This is a genomic window from Legionella anisa (assembly GCF_001467525.1).
GTDB lineage: Bacteria > Pseudomonadota > Gammaproteobacteria > Legionellales > Legionellaceae > Legionella > Legionella anisa.
Genome location: NZ_LNXS01000019.1, coordinates 181,915 through 200,443 on the forward strand (window position 1 = coordinate 181,915; position 18,529 = coordinate 200,443).

Below are 18,529 nucleotides of genomic sequence, written 5' to 3' on the forward strand. Positions count from 1 at the left end.
CACCACGGTTTTGAAGACTTAATCGATCCTGCCAAAGTGCTCCTTATCCATCTTAAAAAAACCGGGACTGTAAAACCGTAATGCTCAATGATGCCAAAAAAACTGCAGAGATTAAAACCAGTATCCCTGTCCAAATTCTAATATGCATTAGAAATAAAAAAATTGGAAACGCAGCTCGAGCATCAACTATAAAAAAACGTGCGCTGCGCGCAGAATCCCTCCAATGTGCAGTTTCAGCAAATCCTGCCATATTCAAGCCTCAAAAAATAATACTTCTTTCTAAAAAGTATATACCTAAATTTGGGCTTTAGCATCGTTGTTTTTAGTAAAAATTAATAATATTTTTACAACGATTTGCTCTATTAATAAATATTATGTTTATGAATTAACATTTAAAACATAGCCCTCTCCGGATAGAGAGGGCTAAATGACTACGGATGATTGCTTATTTTTAATACGGATGACCACTAAATTACTTTTTATCCATCGGAGAATATCCTTTTGAAAAAGACGGTCCTAAAATATTGGTTAGGACATTTTTCATTTCCTCAGATGGTTTTGCAGAGGGTACTAATTGAGGTACAGCAAACTCTTGTCCAACTTCCTCTATTTCCTGCGAGACTTCCTCAAGACGGGAATTACTCTGTCCAGCAGCCAGTTTTCCTAACATTTTAGAAGTACTGTATTGACTCATCTGAACTCCTCTTATTACACCAATACTACTAAATTAGCATATACAACTTAAGGAATTATTAACACAATTATTTTTTTTATAAAAAATACTATTGAGTAGTGAGTCTGTTTTACGTTATGTTTAAAACTGCCTATAAGAAAATAGGTTCAATTGTCATTTATGGATGAATGCAATTGCTCACCTGACAGAAAAAGTCAGAGCGATTGAGAAACGATGGAGTCTAGGTCATGAGACTCCGGAAAAGGAGGAAATATGGCTAAAGGTGAAGTGAAATGGTTTAATAATGCCAAAGGCTGGGGGTTTATTATTCCAGAAAATGGTGGCGATGATATTTTTGTTCATTTCTCATCGATTCATGGTACAGGCTATAAAACATTAGTTCCCGGACAAGTAGTCAATTATGATGTGGAACAAGGTGACAAAGGTCTACACGCAGCTAATGTAATCGTACTCAATGAAAATGCTGAGGCTGAGACGGCTTAATTAAATTAACGCAGTATCGTCGTGGTGCTGCGTCCATAAAGCCATAGCAGAATAAATTTTGAACAAATACTGAATTAAGAACCATCTTCATGTATGATGGCCTTATTCTATTTAAGGTCAGTAAATTGCTGATGAAGCGTGGTTTATTACTTATAAATCTTGGGACCCCTAACAGTACAGATACTTCATCTGTCCGGAGTTATTTGCGCGAATTTCTTACTGATAAGCGAGTCATCGATCTCCCTGCCTTCCTTCGCTATATATTGGTTTATCTGTTTATTTTACCGTTCCGCTCAAAGCGTTCTGCCCGTGCTTATCAATCCATATGGACTGAACAGGGTTCTCCTTTGCTATTTCATAGCCAGAATTTAATGAATGAGGTACAAAAAGAAGTTGGATCAGAACACGTAATTGCTCTTGGCATGCGTTATGGGACTCCCTCTATCACCACCGCTTTAAATCAGTTAAAGCAATGCGAATCCATTACTATTTTGCCTTTATATCCACAATATTCATCAGCGGCTAATGGATCATCCATTGCTGAAGCCATGCGTATTCTCAGTTCTTGGGATCTGGTTCCATCAATCAAAATCATAAGTGATTTTTTTCAACATCCAGCGTACCTTAAAGCACAAGCTCAAACCATTAAAACTTATCTTCAAGAGCAAACGCATGTTCTTTTTAGTTATCACGGAATTCCTGAGCGCCAAATTACAAAAAGTAGTTGCAAATCAATTTGTACCGAATCTTGTCCCGCTTTAACAGATAATATCCAGAGATGTTATAGGGCTCAATGTCATCAGAGTAGTCGTTTATTAGCAAGTGAACTGGGCTTATCTAAGAATAGTTACAGTACCGCTTTTCAATCAAGATTGGGTAAAACACCCTGGATAAAACCTTATACTGATCACCTTCTTGCTGAATTGATTGCTAAAGGGATTAAAAAACTAGTTATTGTTTGTCCTTCTTTTGTTGCTGACTGTTTGGAAACACTGGAAGAAATAGGCATACGTCTTAAAAAACAATGGGTAACACTTGGTGGTGAAGAATTAATTATCGTTCCGAGTATGAATAATGATCCTTTATGGATAAAGGCCATAATCGCAATAGCACAAATGCAATCCGATTCCCAATTTAGGAGTATTTCGTGAATCTGCAATTAATCATCCCCAAAATAAGGAATGTTCTACGTTCCAAATATAAGATTATTGGATTATCGAGTATACTTCTTACCGCCTTAGGCATTTACTACCTATTTTATTATCAGGCAAAATCCCCCCCTCCCCAACCCCCTAAAATAGTCGAAACAGTGACTGTAACACCGACTACAATTGAAAAAACAATAAAGCTCATAGGGACTATCCGTCCCAAACATGCAACTGTTCTTGTTGCTAAAGGGTCTGGAATGCTTGACACCCTCATAAGTTCAGGGCAAACAGTCGAAAAAGGAGATTTAATTGCTAAAATAATTAATCCAGACATTGAACGAAGCTACCAACTCTCTAAAGAAACAGAACAACTGGAAAACACTCAATACCGACGTCTTAAAAATTTGCAAAAACCAGGATTTGTGAGTGCAAGGGAGGTAGAAGAGAAAAAAAGAATCTGGATCGACACACAAAAAGAAAAAGCCAGAACCAAAATCGAACTCAAAAACATGCGTTTTTATGCGCCATTTGACGGGGTAATTGGTGCATTTAAAATTAAGGAAGGAGCCCAAGTCACCGAAGGTGCGCCTGTAGTGAGTATTTATGATCCTAACTCATTAACCGTTGAACTTGATGTGCCCTGCACTAATACTCTTTCAATTAAAGAAAACCAACCTGTTTATATATTGAACCAACTTTATCATTTAAGTCATGTACAGAAAATGATAGACGATGAAACACATATGTGTCCTGCGGACGTCGATATCCAATGCACTCACTGCTTAGTTGGCGCAAGCGTATCCGCTCTGCTCGTAGTGAAGAAAAAAACAGGGGCATTAGTCATTCCAACACAGGCCTTATTTCTCAAACAAGGTAAAACACATGTTTATAAGGTTGTTAATAAAAAAATAGAGCTCGTTGCTGTCAAAACAGGGATACAAGAAAAAGATAAGGTAGAAATTATTTCAGGAATACAATCCGGGGAGCACATAGTGAGTAAGAGCCCGGAACGATTATATCCAGGACTGGAAATATCAATTTATAAAGGCTAGCTACCCTGTTATGAAATTTACAAGCTATTTTTTAAAACATCCTGTGATTGCAATTATTCTTAATAGCATGATCCTGCTCTTGGGAATATTATGCTTTCATTCATTATCCCTGAGAGAATACCCCGACATCAGTTTTCCAGTCATTACGGTGAATACCCACTATCCTAATGCCAGCCCTGAATTAGTTGAATCTGTGGTCACTAATGTGCTTGAGGATCAACTTGCTGGCGTAGAGGGATTGGAGTTAATGACGTCACGCTCTAATCCAGGAAAGTCATACATTACCTTACGCTTTCGGCCAGGAACTTCCATGGAAAAAGCGCTAAATGCCACGCATGAAGCAGCACGCTTAGCACAAGCAGAACTTCCTACAACAGTAAAAGCACCCATAATTGAACGTCAAAGACAAGCAGATGGCTTACCTTTTATAGGCATTGCTTTGGAATCTTCTTCTTTAAATTTCGGCGAATTAACGCATTATGCCAACTTGAATCTAAAAAATGTGTTCCGAAGTCTTAAAGGAGTTGCCTCAGTTGATGTATGGGGACAGCCTTTTACTTATTCCATTCAATTAGATCAAAAAAAATTATATAGGTTTGGAATTAATGTCGATGAAGTAGCCAATGCAATTGCCAATAACCGCTTTTCTCTGCCTGCAGGTAATTATCAAAACAAAATCCCTACTACACTTGATTTTGAATTAAAAACTCCTGAAGACTACGAAAATCTGATTATCAAAACTCAAAACCATTATCCTGTCTTTCTTAAATCTTTAGCTCGAATTCAATTAACTACTGACAATAATCAATTCCGGGTGAAGGTCAATGGTAATTCAGGTTTGGTTTTAGCTATTAACCGTGCGAATGACGCAAATCCCATTGAGGTATCCCAAAGTGTACGCAAGGAACTGAATGCTTTAAAAAAAGGTTTGCCCGAGGACATTAAAACTAAAATCATTATTGACCAATCCGAATTCATTAAAGCATCTCTTAAAAACATCCAATCTTCTATTCTCGAATCTATTTTCTTAGTCTTAGTCATTATTTTTATCTTTTTGCGGAATATACGCGCCACAATAATTCCATTAATTGCAATTCCAATTTCACTTTTAGGTTCTTTATTATTTTTGAAAATTGCAGGCTTTACTATAAATCAAATGACTCTTCTAGCAATGGTATTGGCTGTTGGTTTGGTTGTAGACGATGCAATTATTGTTCTTGAGAATATCTGGCGTCATATCGAAGATGATTTATCCCCCATGGATGCAGCACTTAAAGGATCAAAACAGATAGGTTTTGCTATCGTTGCCATGACCTTAACTTTAACTAGCGTTTATGCTCCGATTGCTTTAATTGATGGCATGATTGGTCAATTATTTATCGAATTTGCCGTTGCCCTGGCTGGTAGCGTATTCATTTCAGGAATAGTTGCGCTGACGCTTTCTCCTTTGATGTGCGCTACCTTTCTCCATAAAAATACAAAACAGTTATGGCCCGCCATAGATAGATTCTTAAGTAAACTAGCTCAGTATTACTATAAGTTACTGAATATCATTATTTATCGGAAAAAAACCATCCTCCTCACACTTCTCCTATCACTAAGCATAAGTCTGCTTTTTTATAAAGTGATTCCTGGTGAAACAGCACCAAAAGAAGATCGCGGTTTAGTAGGAATCTATACTCCGCCTGTATCTGGAGACAACTTAGATACGCTAGAAGCCAATACAAAACGCGTGCAACAGTCTATAGGAAAAATCCCCGAAGCAAAAAATACGTTAACCTTTTTAGGAAATTGGGGTAGTAGCATCGTCATGCCTTTAGAAGCTCATAAACAAAGAAATCGTTCTGCAGAGCAAATTGTCAATTCATTAAAACCCAAAACAGAGCAATTACCCTCAGTCGATGCCTCAGTCTGGAGCTGGGACTCTGGATTACCTGGAGTAGAGGATGCCCTCAATAATTCGGAATTAGAACTGGTCATTTCCACCACTGAAAATTTCCGACAATTATTTGATGCAACAGAACATTTTAAAAAAACACTGGATCAGAACAAAGAATTTGCCTCTACTCACTATGACTTACGTCTTGACTCCATGGGGTACTCTGTAAATATAGATAAAAATGCCTTAGCCCAGTTAGGATTAACTCCCGCTCAATTAGCGAAAACAATCGAAGTTTTTTTCAGTGGTGATAAATCCATGTCTTTTCAAAAAGATGGTGTATCTTATAACCTCACTTTAGAAGGTTCTTCTAAGCCCTGGACGTTAAACGAGCTTTATCTTACAACCCCCTCCGGAAAACGCATTTCTTTAGGCGCAGTAGCTCAAATGAAACGACGTGCACAACCGACTGCATTGGAGCATGTTAACCAAATGCGCGCTACCACTTTATATGCCCAATTACCTGAAAAACAATCCTTTAAGAAAGGAATGAATAAACTCTTGAAACTGGCAAAAGAAAACCTTCCCAACCAATATAAATTGAGTTGGACAGGTGCTGCTAAAGCATATACTGAATCGTCACACACAATGGTATTGTTATTCGCCTTATCAATACTCTTTATTTATGCCATTCTTGCAGCACAATTTGAGAACTTTGTTTACCCGTTTATTATTCTGTTCACCGTACCCTTAGCGTGTTTTGGCGCGTTACTTTTTGCCTACTTATTTGGCCAATCCTTAAATATTTTTACTCAAATTGGCCTGGTCACTTTAGTAGGATTAATCAGTAAGCATGGTATTTTGATTGTAGAATTTGCCAACCAATTACAAAAGGAAGGCTTTGCCTTAACAGAGGCAATAAAAAAATCGTGTTCATTAAGGTTACGTCCTATTCTCATGACTACTGGTGCCATGGTTTTTGGTGCCATCCCCTTGGTGCTCTCACATGATGCTGGGGCCGAGGCAAGGCATGCGATAGGTACAGTGCTTATTGGAGGCTTATGCATAGGTACATTGTTTACTTTATTTGTACTTCCCGCCGTTTATTTCATGATCTCAAAAATAATAAAAAAAGCGGGGAGGCAATAAGAAAATTGAGATAATCATTGTGATGCATGGTCAGATCGATTATACCATGTCAAAATTAAAACTCATCGATTCGAGATTCAGGACATTTGACCATGCATTTACTTTTTGATTTTGATGGAACACTAGTAGATAGTTATGATTACGTCATTGAAGCAACTAATTTATTAGCTGAGCAATTTAATTATAAGAAGATCAAGGAACATGAAATCGAATATCTGCGCAATCTTTCTTCAAGAGAGTTAATCAATTTTTTAGGTGTATCCTTTTACAAAATACCTTCACTAATTCGACAAATTAGACATCTTTTACATGATAAAATGGCAAATATGAAACCAGTTGCCCATATTTTATCAATATTAGAGATTTTTTATAAATCTGGATATCCCTTGGGTATTTTGACCTCTAATTCGATTGATAATGTTCTTATGTGGCTAGAGATGCATCAAGTTCATCACTTTTTTAATTTTATCCATGACGAATCAAATTGTTTTTCTAAACGACATTTACTAAAAAAAACACTAAGGAAATATAAAATTGATAAAAGCAAAGTTTTTTATATAGGTGACGAAACTCGAGATATTGAAGCTGCAAAGAGAAATAATATCCAGTCAATTGCTGTTACTTGGGGCTATAACTCAGAGAAATCCCTATTAAAGCACCAGCCAACTTATCTGGCGAAGCAACCTGAAGATCTATTATCTATCTGCTTGCACAACCAAGATCTGATCCCTTAAGTGTTCCTATACTCTGCTCAACTAATTTAAGGTACTATGAAAAAGTTTGTCTTTTTACAGGGAGATTATATTGAAAAGGATATGTTTTTTAATGATTTTTTTTGTTTCTCAAGCAATAAGTTCTGTATTTAGTCTGGAAGATGTTCAAAAGCTAAGGCAGCATTTTTTTGCAAATATTCAATCGAATGGCGCAATAATTGCCGCGCCCTCCAAACAACATCCAGACTATTATTATGATTGGATTCGCGATTCTGCAATTGCCATGGATTTGATTGAAAAATGGTATGAATCTTCTCAGGCATTTGGATACAAAGAGCGCTTATTTAACTATGTTTCCTGGACACAAAAGCTCCAGCATCAGCATGATCCAACACCCGGCCAAGATATATTGGGAGAACCAAAATTTTATATTGATGGCTATCCTTTCGAAGGCCCTTGGGGAAGACCACAAAATGATGGCCCAGCCTTAAGAGCCTCGGTTCTGATTCGTTTTGCTCAACATTTATTAGATAATAATGAAGCAGAGTATGTTCAAGCCAATCTGTATAATAACAATCTGGATCCGCACTCAATGGGCGTAATTAAAATGGATTTGGAATACACTGCGCATCATTGGTCTGATAAAAATTATGATCTTTGGGAAGAGGTTTTTGGACATCATTTTTTTACCGCTATGGCACAACAGAAAGCGCTCTTTGAAGGTGCGGCTCTTGCTCGACGTCTCAACGATAATGAGGCTGCAGTGTATTATGAACACCAAGCAAGGCTAATCAATACACGACTGAACCAACATTTTGATTCAGATCATCAGACAATTCAAGCAACGCTTTTACCCCATCCTGGTCCCCAAAAAACTTTAGAACTTGATTCCTCAATAATTTTGGGAATTTTATTTAACCCACAAAAGAATGGAGATTTATCTCCTAGTAGTACCTATGTCCGGAACACAGTAAAAGCCTTATATGATCAGTTCAATTCAATGTTCCCAATCAATAATAAGCATTCGGGAGAAATTTTGTTTGGTCGCTATCCTGGAGATACTTATGATGGATATCAAACTAACAGCATAGGTAACCCTTGGTTTATTTTAACTGCCACTATGGCTGAATATCACTATACCCTTGCTGATAATTTACCCTTAATCAATCAAAGCGAAATAGCAAAAAATATTCAAACCGGAGATAATTATTTAAAACTTATAAAAAAATATGCTCCCGATATGAAATTAAGCGAACAAATTAATTTAAATACAGGAGTACAACAAGGAGCTCCTTCGCTTACGTGGAGTTATGTAGCTGTTTTACGCGCTATTGAGCTAAGAGATAAACTAACAAGTAAATTAAACCATTCTTCACTAGAAATGGTTTAATAAGACTTCCTTGTTCGTCCTGACTGGTGTGTGATTTCTGGGGCGCCGAGGACAAGCCCAGAGGAAGCCTCGCGAATTTCCCCACTTCCTACATACCGCGTTTTATGCGCGGTATCCAGAACGATGCTTTGATTTACTATTTGAGTTCTATTACAAGGCAAGAGCTATTGGATACCGCGCATAAAGCGGTACGTAGGGAGGTTTATGCAGCCCATTACCTCTTAGGTAGATGCTAAATAGGGTGATTCTTTTTTACTAATGTCTTGAGAGGATATCTCTTCACGGCCTAATAAACGTAACGATTTACCCGACATAATGTAATTCTCTATTTGTTCCAAACTGATGCCTTTTGTCTCCGGCATATAAAAATAGGTATACATGAGCCCTAAAAGACAAATCACTGCATATAAAGCAAAAGTATATTCAATACCCATCATTTTCTCCAAAAGCGGGAAACTAAAAATGACTACTGTATTAAAAGTCCAATTACTCATCGCAGAGAACCCCATTCCGGCACCACGTACATGCAGAGGAAATATTTCAGCCATTGCAATATGTGGTATTGGCCCCACACTCACTGCGAAAGAAAAAATATAAAGAATCAAACAAACGACTGATAAAAAAGGAAGCCAAACAACTTGATATAATGAAAACACACATAAAGCCAGCAAACTAAAAAACATACCGGAAAAACCATACAGCAATAGGTTACGACGTCCTACTTTATCAACACTAAGCATTGCTATAATCGTCACCAGTAAATTAACCATACCAATGCCAATCGTTGCTAATATTTGTCCGGTAATACTGTTCATCCCTAAATTTTTAAAAATTTCAGGCGCAAAGTAGATAATTACATTAATTCCACTCAATTGTTGTAAACAAAATAACATAGTGCCCAGCATCAAAACTGGCAATAAAGGACTCTTAAACAACAACAGCCAACTTCCCTTTTTAGGCTCATTTGCCAATGTCATTTCGATATCTGTCAACTCATGTTGGATTGAATGGCTTTTACGCAGCTTTTTTAAAGCCTTGGATGCTGCCTCACGACGTCCTACACTGCACAACCATCTAGGAGATTCTGGCATGAGTAAAATTCCAATACTTAAAATGAGGGCTGGGAAAGCACTTGATGCAAACATGGCGCGCCAATCATTATTTTCAAGAAACAAGTAATTGACTGAATAAGAGCAGACGATTCCTACAGTCATTGCCAATTGATAAATGGCAACAACAGCTCCTCTGGTTTCGTAAGTTGCTGTTTCCGCCAAGTACAAAGGCGCCATGACTGAAGCCATACCAATTGCCAGACCAAGAACTAATCGTGAGATAACGAGTACCACAATAGAATCAGCGAACCCTGCTCCTAATGCGCCAAAAAAGAACAACACTCCAGCAAAAGACAGTAACGTACGACGGCCAAAACGTTTGGCTCCCTTTGATGCCGTAATCGCACCAATCAGCATGGAGCCAAAAAGCGCACCAAAAGGCAAAGCTGATGCCATCACACCAATATGTGTTGCGGTTAAATTGAAATGATTTTTGACCAACTCCAAAGAGCCGGCAATGATCCCCTCATCATAACCAAATAAAAAACCAGCAACCGAACCAATAATTGCAACAATCCATGTCATAATTTAACTCCTCGATCGATAATTCAAAAATTCGGCATAAAGCGCACATCCCTGTGAGCTGTCCATTGTACTTTTTAACTTATTATGTTGTGCCTGGATTATGCTTCGCTGTTTTCCAGCCAATCATCTAGTCCCATCCTCTTACACTTTGACGCACAGCAAAAGATAAATCAGTAATTAATGACCAATTACCTTTTTTAATTGCTTCTTCGGGTACGATCCAAGATCCTCCGACACACAAAACATTAGGTAGCGCCAAGTAATCAGAAAAATTCACTTCATTAATCCCACCCGTTGGACAAAATCTTGCCTGAGGAAATGGTCCATGCATTGCACGCAACATATTGACTCCTCCTGCAGCTGCTGCGGGGAAAAATTTATAATGGGTATATCCCAAAATTAATCCTTCCATCAATTCAGAAACACTGGATATACCAGGAATTAAAGGAATGCTAGAAGTAAGCCCAGCAGTTAATAGAGCCTGTGTTTTCCCAGGGCTTAGTGCGAATTTTGCACCGAGATCTGCAACCTGCCTTAATTGTTCTGGCGTAGTTACAGTACCCACACCAATTAAGGCTTCAGGGAAGGTTTTTATCAATAATTTAACCGCATCTAAGGCGATTGGTGTTCTCAATGCAACTTCGATTACATGAATACCCCCTGCAAACAATGCAGTAGCCAAAGGAACCGCATGCTCTATTTCTTTAATCACAATAACCGGAATTACAGGTGATGTACTCAATACAACTTCCGGTTGCACGATCCAATTTGGAAACGACATAAACCTCTCCTTGTCGCTAGATATAGTGAAACCCGATTAGCGTTATAGAGGCTGTTTACAGCCCCCTAGCCGGTATCTTTTATTTTTATCTAGACCTCAATTGCTTTAAATAAACTGCAGCCCCTAATATTCCCGGTTGCTCGGCAGTAATCACATAAGTCGGGATTTTTGCATTAAACGCTTTAAAACGACCTTTTTCTTCAAAACACGATCTAAAATCACTACGATCCAGCAATGAAATAAGTCGAGGAACAATACCACCAGCAATATAAACCCCGCCAAAAGCTGCAAAAATTAATGCCAAATCCCCTGCATAAGAGCCTAGAATTGCAAAAAATTGCGCTACTGTCGCTTCGGCGATAGTACATTGGTGTGCCAAGGCCAAAGTAATAATTTCTGACGCAGGAGCATACACTTTTTCTTGCTTATGGAAAGCACCCAGTGCTTGATACAAATTTTCCAAACCATGGCCTGACAATAAGCGCTCATAAGATACATGATCATACTTTTCTTTCAGATAACAATAAATAAACCACTCCTGCTCTGTTTTTGCACCCCAACTCATATGCCCGCCTTCCCCTGCTTGGGCAGAATATCCTTCTTGATTTGATACGAGGAAAGCAACACCCAATCCTGTTCCAGCCCCCAATACCGCTCTTGCACCATTTTTATCTGCGGTACCTCCTCCTATCTGGAATAATTGTTGGTCTGATAAGACCGGCAAGCTCATGGCAATCGCATTAAAGTCATTCAAAACTTTGAGTTCTGTCAGACCTAATTTATGCTTTAATTCACTGATGGAAAAGCGCCAATGTGCGTTAGTCATACAAATAACATCATCAAGCACTGGACACGCAATAGCCAGAGCGACTTGCTTTATTTCTTTTAATTCGTGTTGTGCCTTATAAGCGAATAAAACTGATTCAAGACTGTCGTATGCGGCACATGAATAAATTTCAATTTTATCCATGACCAAATTTTCTAAATTAACACGACTGAAACGCGCAAAAGTTCCACCAATATCAGCAACAATCGCATACGATTTTAAATCATCAAAAATCATAACAAGACTCTTTTCCCTGAAACAAACTACATGCTCCCTGCTCAGCTCCCGTAAACTGTGTTCTTAGGCTGGTAAACAGCTCTCGGCCCATGCCCCGATGAACTTCCGCTTCATTTAAAACAGCACGACTTCTTTGCCCTAACTCATAATCAGTAACTAATAATTGCAATATGCCTTGCTCTGCATCAATTAATATCATATCTCCTGTTTCGATACGGCATAGCACTTCGTTCTCTACCGCCTCAGGCGTAACATGAATCGCCGCAGGAACTTTACCTGAAGCACCAGACATACGTCCATCAGTTACTAAAGCAACCTGATACCCTTTATCCATGAGTACACCAAGCTTGGGGGTCAATTGATGTAATTCAGGCATTCCACAAGCTTTAGGTCCCTGAAAGCGAAGTACAACCACACAATCGTGCTCCAAAATACCTTTTTGAAACATCAGCTCAAATTCTTCTTGGCTGGAACAAACCACCGCTGGAGCCTTAATCTTGCTTTTCCCCGCGGCAAGTCCTGAGGTTTTAATTACAGCACGTCCTATATTTCCACTTAATACTTGCAATCCGCCTTGGGCCTTAAAGGGAGTTTTAGTTGAAGTTAATACGCTTTCATCATTTGATACAGAAGGTCCAGAAATCCATAGTAATCGCTCATTATCCAATAAGGGTTGTTGCGTATATCGTTGCAAACCATAGCCTATTACTGTATGCACGTCTTCATGCACTAATTGAGCGTCCAGTAACGCATGAATAAAATATGCCATTCCACCAGCTCGTTGAAAATGATTGATGTCCGCATATCCATTAGGATAAATTCTGGCAATTAAAGGAGTTACTGCGGACAATTGAGCAAAGTCATCCCAATTGATCGAGTAACCCGCCATGGCAGCTATTGCAATTAGGTGCATTGTATGATTGGTTGAACCACCCGACGCCAACAATGCGACGATCCCATTAACAATATTTTTAACATCCATCAGTTGACCAATGGGTAAATAATCTTCACCTAAATCAGTTAAAGAGAGAATCTGTTGTGCCGCAGCCCGGGTTAGCGCATCGCGCAGCGGTGTGCCAGGATTGATAAACGAGGAACCAGGAAGTTGTAACCCCATAGTTTCAATAATTAATTGATTGGAATTCGCAGTACCATAAAAAGTACATGTCCCAGGGGAATGGTATGAGGCAGCTTCTGCCTCAAGCAAGGCGTTTTTATCTGTCTTTCCTTCTGCAAACAATTGGCGAATACGCGCTTTTTCCTGATTTGATATACCTGATGGCATAGGGCCTGCAGGAATAAAAATAAACGGCAAATGTCCAAAGCTCAAAGCCGCCATCAATAAACCAGGGACTATTTTATCGCAAATCCCCAGCATGAGGCCACCATCAAACATATTATGCGACAAACCTATAGCCGCTGACATAGCAATTACATCACGGCTTAACAAGCTTAACTCCATTCCTATTTGACCTTGAGTAATGCCATCGCACATTGCTGGAACGCCTCCTGCGAATTGTGCTACACCTCCAGCAGCAGAAATGGCATCTTTGATTAAGGATGGATAATCCTTATAAGGTTGATGTGCCGAAAGCATGTCGTTATAAGCAGAAACAATAGCTATATTTGCTTTGGTCATACCGCTCAAATTTGCTTTATCCAGCTTCGCACAAGTAGCAAAGCCATGTGCTAAATTACCGCAGTGAAGCATACTTCGCTGCGGGCCTTTAATACGCAATTTTTCTATATGTTTCAGATATAAATCTCTGTTAGGCGCACTACGCTCACGGATGCGATCTGTAACTTGAGCTACAATCGGATGCATTCTTTTTCCTTAAGGCGCATACATCACCTGAACGTCAGTATTAAAGTTATTTAAAAAAGCACTCACTGGCATAATCATAGGATCATGCTCTGCCATTGCTTGATGCAATACAGTCAATTTTTTCTGGCCTAGCAAATGAAAAAAAATCTTGCGACTTTTTAATAGCCTTTTTTTGGACAGACTTATTCGCTGATGGGGTGCAGTCTTCGGACTGACACGAACTACTGCAGCAGCATTATCATCCATCCCCATTACAAGCTCATCAGCGCACGGAAATAAAGAGGCAATATGCCCGTCCTCGCCCATTCCTAATATAACCGCATCAAAAGTAGGCAAAGAGGCGATTATATGCTCAGTTTGTTCTAGAGTATGACCTTCTTTATATAAACTCAAAAAATGAGCTTTAGATGCCTCATGCTGAAGTAAAAAATGACGAACTAACCGTTCATTTCTATCCGGATCATCCGCAGAGACACAACGCTCATCAGTTAAAGTTACAGTAATTTTATCCCAGGGAATATGAGTTTTCGCCAGAGCTTTGAATAAATCAATAGGAGTTTTTCCGCCTGAAACTACTAAATAAGCATGGCCACGATGTTCTATGGCCTCACACAGAATCTGCTTTAGCTGACTAACCAGATCATCGGTTAATAAAGGGGCTTCACTAAAACTACGTAACAGCATTTTGCTCCCCCCATACATGTGCTTTGCCATTATATAAACGAATTACTTCCAAAGGCCCCCAAGTACCCGATGGATAAGTATAGAGAGGGGTATCTTGTCTTTCCCATGCTTGCTTAATTTCATCAATCCATTTCCAGGCTTGCTCTACTTCTTCGCGGCTAACAAAGAGATATTGATGGCCTAACATCACTTCCAACAATAAGCGCTCATACGCATCAGCAATTCTTTGTGAATTGAACAGATGATTGAAGTTTAAATCCAGCTTACTGTCTCTTAATTGCATGCTTTCACTGAGGCCAGGAATTTTATTCATCATCCGCAGTTCTACGCCTTCATCGGGTTGCAAACGAATGATGAGTTGGTTAGGAGAGAGCTCTTGTTTGAATTGTTTAAAAATATTGTAAGGCTGAGGTTTAAAGTAAATGACCACTTCACTCTGTTTTTTTGATAGTCTTTTACCTGTTAATAAATAAAAAGGAACGCCAGACCAGCGCCAATTATCTATATATGCTTTAATTGCAACAAAAGTTTCAGTGGTTGATCCTTTATGAGCACCTTCTTCATTTAGATATCCAGGCACCTGTTGGCCTTTAATCATGTTTCCCGCATATTGAGCTCGCACTGTATGTTCGTGAACATGTGTATCAGAAATAGTCCGTAATGACTTTAATACTTTTAACTTTTCGCTACGAATACATTCGGCAGATAAGCTCATTGGCGGCTCCATTGCCAAAAGAGACAATATTTGTAATAAATGATTTTGCAGCATATCCCTTACTTGACCTGATTTATCATAATAACCCCACCGTCCTTCGACGCCTACTTCTTCCGCAACGGTAATTTCAACCTTATCAATTGCCTGATTATCCCAATTTGAGGAAAAAATCGCATTAGCAAAGCGCAGTACCAGAAGATTCAATACGGTTTCTTTACCTAAATAATGATCAATTCGATAAATCTGCTCTTCAGCAAAAAAGTGAGCAACCTCATCATTAATTGCAATAGATGAAGGCAAATCATGGCCAATTGGTTTTTCTAAAACGACGCGTGATGGTTGCTTGGTTAAACCAATACTAGAAAGACCCTGACAGGTTTGCGCATATAATGAAGGAGGAATCGCAAAATATGAAATAGTAATCCGGTCTGCACGATTTACATAATTCATTATTTTTGCATAATCCTCAGGCTTTGTAAGATCGATCGGGCAATAGGCCATCCTTTGAATAAGACGTGACCAAACCTGCTCCTCCAGTTCCTCACCAAGAAACATTTGAACTTTAGATTTTATTAATCCGGCACAGTCCATTAATGTTAATGAGTCACGTGCACACCCGATAATACGTGTATTCGCGTGAAGCAAATGTGCTCGTTCTAACTGATACAAAGCGGGAAATAATTTACGACAGGAAAGATCCCCTAAAGCACCGAATATAATTAAATCACAAGGATACTTTACAGTGACTTCTTCGAGCATGCTCATCCTAAACAATCATTTTTTGAGGTTCAATACTAAATTGAAAGACAGTACAGATCAACTCCAATCAAATTATTTGGAAAAGCAACCACAATATGCATGAACTATTTAATATGCTGAATTTTCAGGGTAATCATTGCAAAACCTTTTTTTTATGCTATATGAAATAAATAAGATAGCCGTTCGCTTCTGCCTGACATCCAATGGCTTAGCTATGGAGCGATGACTTAGATGAGTAATTTGTATGTACTTACCTTAACTAAATCATTATTAGGAGAAGCAAATGCTTAATAAGAGATTTTCAGAAAGACTTAATAAAGAGCTTGATAATATTGGCGCACCCGAATCAAGTGCAGAGCGCATTGAAGTATTATCAAAACTGGTTAAGATTCCCAAGTTTAAAGCAGAAGCATTGCTGAATGGCGCAACAAGTCCAGATGAAAAGCTGCTCAACGCATTAGCACAAGAATTCGAAGTCAGTGCGGATTGGCTAGTGGGTAAAAGCGATAAAAGCGATTCATCACATTAATAAATATGTCGTTAATACTCGCATAATTTATATTGGCTATAATTAGATCAAAATGGTCGCGATTATGGGGTATTTGTATTATGCGTACACTGATTGAAATCGATACAACAACCGTAGACTCATTAACAAAAAAAATCGGAAATTATCCTTATGAAGGGACAGTTTGCCTCAGCGAAGAAGGAAGAGAGGAGTTATATAAAGGGATAGAAGAATATGAAAAAGATCGTCTTATTTTAGCTAAAGCTTATTCAGATAAATATCATGAAAATATAGACCCTTATGATTCCTCTGATCCTCAATTTTTTAGGAAAAAACTCATAGAATACATTCAGACGCATCCCGTCCCTATTTTCGAGGGCGACCCTAAGATAAGAGAAACCAATCCGGAAGAAGCTACCATAGAAATGGAAAAATTTCTTGGTAAACAAGGTGTTCATTTATACAAACTCGCGTTGCAAGAAGAAATGTGTAGCAGAGAATTTAGAGATGCAGTCGTCATCAAATCAACCTCTCATTTAAATGGGCCGAAATGGCAAGAACGTCCTGTAGTGATCGTAGCAGGCCCTTCGGCCTCTGGAAAATCCCATGCTGCTAAGGCTGCAATGGATAAAGCCAATCAATTTTTAAAAGCTGACTTTCATGATATGAGTGGAAATAATGTCATTGCTGCTGATGGGGGGATTATCCGTGAAGTGTCTCAAACGCGCAAATTTGTCATTCAATTAGCCAATAATCAAGGATATACGGGTATTAGTGATTTATATAGCAAATCGAATTCACTTATGGATGGTATAAAAGATAGAGTACGTGAAGCAGCATTTTTAACTCCAGAATTAGGCGTTGTCATTCCAGAAACATTTACATCATGGATCGTGTCTAATAAAGGAAAAGGAATGCTGAAAAAAATTGAACAGTTAAGTGACACAAAACATATTTTTACACGTGTAGAAGGTCATGAGCGCAGCAATTTTAAAAAAGTTGTCGCCTTTATGGGGTCAAGACGGGCCTGGAAAACAAAGGACTTTACACAGCAAGAACTAGACTTGAATTGTGAGGGTTTATCAGAATCTAAAGCATATAATTCTAATGCATTTTTCCTCGGTGAATTAGGCTCAAAGCACGCAGAAAACTGGTTTAAGAAAAACAGCAAAGACCAATTAAATATGATCATAACCAATGATCTCATTCTTTTAAAACCAGACCCTGATCAACCTGGAAACTGGATTGCCGCTGAAAAAAACGATAAAGGCGCTCGCTTATTCTCTGAAAGCGTCTATGAACAATGGCAAGGATTACCCTCTAAACCTGATTTAATCGACTACTGCAACTCAGTTTCTCGCAGCATCATTACCACTTCACCACAAATGGCCTTTGCCATAGCCCAAAACAAAATTACACTAAGAATAGAAGCGGTCCATGAAAAAATAGATAAGGTATTGCGTAATTCGCCAATTAATGAAGAAAGACTCAGGTATTTAAACTTAAGACAGGAACTCTTAAAAGGACTTACTAATTTTTCTCTTGAGAATTTAGAAAGCTGGAGTGATATCGAGCAAATGAGGAATCAACTCGACGGGCAGATACTCGTGTTAAAAAGCGATCCTAGTGCGAAGAAGATCTTTACCAAAACAACATCGGATGCGATAAATACATTCACAGCAATGCTTGATAGAGCAACTAAGGAACTCCAAAATGGCTCAACTTTCTACGAAGATCGAGCTGAAACGTGCTTCTTTAAAAGAAAATATCAAGAAGCTCTTTCTGAAGGCGATGGGAAAAAGGAAGAGGATACGAGCACCTGTTCCCCCACTTAAAAAAACTTCAGGATTTTATTAGGGTCTGCAAGAGAAATAATTCGCTCTGCAATGTTCGTAATGCCAATTTCCCTGGCTTTTTAGGTTACCCAGGATAAATTACATACAACAAGGATGTTTGTAGGTCTTTTTTTAACCAAAAATTTCATTCCTTGTTTTAAAATAGATATTACTTTACAATTTTTCCGCATAATTTGGTTATAATTTATATTTT

At 38.5% G+C, this 18,529-nt stretch carries 15 protein-coding genes and 1 pseudogene; 8 read left to right on the forward strand and 8 right to left on the reverse strand.

All coding sequences use genetic code 11. The features are described 5' to 3' along the window. Positions 1 to 8 precede the first annotated feature (8 nt). A pseudogene (gene icmT, locus Lani_RS20630) lies at positions 9 to 250 on the reverse strand (IcmT/TraK family protein); the annotation flags it as partial. A 222-nt stretch (positions 251 to 472) separates the two neighbouring features. Then, the gene (locus tag Lani_RS05020) at positions 473 to 694 is read right to left on the reverse strand and encodes a hypothetical protein (protein WP_058388444.1); all 222 of its coding nucleotides are present in this window, start codon (positions 692 to 694) and stop codon (positions 473 to 475) included. A 252-nt stretch (positions 695 to 946) separates the two neighbouring features. On the opposite strand from Lani_RS05020, the gene Lani_RS05025 reads away from it, so the two are divergent. The 6 genes from Lani_RS05025 to Lani_RS05050 all read left to right on the forward strand — a co-directional run bounded on the left by Lani_RS05025 (position 947) and on the right by Lani_RS05050 (position 8,508). After that, complete coding sequence (locus tag Lani_RS05025; protein WP_019233473.1) at positions 947 to 1,177, forward strand: cold-shock protein; 231 nt, start codon at positions 947 to 949, stop codon at positions 1,175 to 1,177. 131 nt (positions 1,178 to 1,308) lie between these two features. Continuing rightward, entirely contained in the window at positions 1,309 to 2,328 is a 1,020-nt protein-coding gene (gene hemH, locus Lani_RS05030; protein ID WP_058388463.1) for a ferrochelatase, read from the forward strand. Next, positions 2,325 to 3,377 (forward strand): efflux RND transporter periplasmic adaptor subunit, encoded by a 1,053-nt coding sequence (locus Lani_RS05035; protein WP_058388445.1) that lies wholly within the window; start codon positions 2,325 to 2,327, stop codon positions 3,375 to 3,377. Before hemH ends, Lani_RS05035 begins: the two co-directional genes overlap by 4 nt. A 10-nt stretch (positions 3,378 to 3,387) precedes the next feature. Next, complete coding sequence (locus Lani_RS05040; protein WP_058388446.1) at positions 3,388 to 6,405, forward strand: efflux RND transporter permease subunit; 3,018 nt, start codon at positions 3,388 to 3,390, stop codon at positions 6,403 to 6,405. Between the two features lie 92 nt (positions 6,406 to 6,497). Continuing rightward, positions 6,498 to 7,139, forward strand: coding sequence for an HAD hydrolase-like protein (locus Lani_RS05045; RefSeq protein ID WP_058388447.1), 642 nt, complete (start codon positions 6,498 to 6,500; stop codon positions 7,137 to 7,139). A gap of 91 nt (positions 7,140 to 7,230) precedes the next feature. After that, on the forward strand, positions 7,231 to 8,508 hold the full coding sequence (locus tag Lani_RS05050) for a glycoside hydrolase family 15 protein (RefSeq protein ID WP_058388448.1): 1,278 nt from the start codon (positions 7,231 to 7,233) through the stop codon (positions 8,506 to 8,508). Between the two features lie 221 nt (positions 8,509 to 8,729). Here Lani_RS05050 and Lani_RS05055 read toward each other — a convergent pair whose 3' ends face one another. From Lani_RS05055 to zwf, 6 genes are all read right to left on the reverse strand, one after another. Beyond that, the gene (locus Lani_RS05055) at positions 8,730 to 10,145 is read right to left on the reverse strand and encodes a sugar porter family MFS transporter (protein WP_058388449.1); all 1,416 of its coding nucleotides are present in this window, start codon (positions 10,143 to 10,145) and stop codon (positions 8,730 to 8,732) included. 127 nt (positions 10,146 to 10,272) lie between these two features. Beyond that, complete coding sequence (locus Lani_RS05060; RefSeq protein WP_058388450.1) at positions 10,273 to 10,926, reverse strand: bifunctional 4-hydroxy-2-oxoglutarate aldolase/2-dehydro-3-deoxy-phosphogluconate aldolase; 654 nt, start codon at positions 10,924 to 10,926, stop codon at positions 10,273 to 10,275. Positions 10,927 to 11,011: 85 nt separating this feature from the next. After that, positions 11,012 to 11,989: a glucokinase gene (gene glk / locus Lani_RS05065; RefSeq protein ID WP_058388451.1), complete on the reverse strand. Its 978-nt coding sequence runs from the start codon at positions 11,987 to 11,989 to the stop codon at positions 11,012 to 11,014. After that, the gene (gene edd / locus Lani_RS05070) at positions 11,979 to 13,814 is read right to left on the reverse strand and encodes a phosphogluconate dehydratase (protein ID WP_058388452.1); all 1,836 of its coding nucleotides are present in this window, start codon (positions 13,812 to 13,814) and stop codon (positions 11,979 to 11,981) included. Before edd ends, glk begins: the two co-directional genes overlap by 11 nt. A gap of 9 nt (positions 13,815 to 13,823) precedes the next feature. After that, on the reverse strand, positions 13,824 to 14,498 hold the full coding sequence (pgl, locus tag Lani_RS05075) for a 6-phosphogluconolactonase (protein ID WP_019233463.1): 675 nt from the start codon (positions 14,496 to 14,498) through the stop codon (positions 13,824 to 13,826). Beyond that, positions 14,485 to 15,972 (reverse strand): glucose-6-phosphate dehydrogenase, encoded by a 1,488-nt coding sequence (gene zwf, locus Lani_RS05080; RefSeq protein WP_019233462.1) that lies wholly within the window; start codon positions 15,970 to 15,972, stop codon positions 14,485 to 14,487. Before zwf ends, pgl begins: the two co-directional genes overlap by 14 nt. 283 nt (positions 15,973 to 16,255) lie before the next feature. Here zwf and Lani_RS05085 point away from each other — a divergent pair, with 283 nt between their 5' ends. Then, on the forward strand, positions 16,256 to 16,501 hold the full coding sequence (locus Lani_RS05085) for a hypothetical protein (RefSeq protein WP_019233460.1): 246 nt from the start codon (positions 16,256 to 16,258) through the stop codon (positions 16,499 to 16,501). Positions 16,502 to 16,581: 80 nt separating this feature from the next. Then, on the forward strand, positions 16,582 to 18,315 hold the full coding sequence (locus Lani_RS05090) for a hypothetical protein (RefSeq protein WP_019233459.1): 1,734 nt from the start codon (positions 16,582 to 16,584) through the stop codon (positions 18,313 to 18,315). Positions 18,316 to 18,529 lie beyond the last annotated feature (214 nt).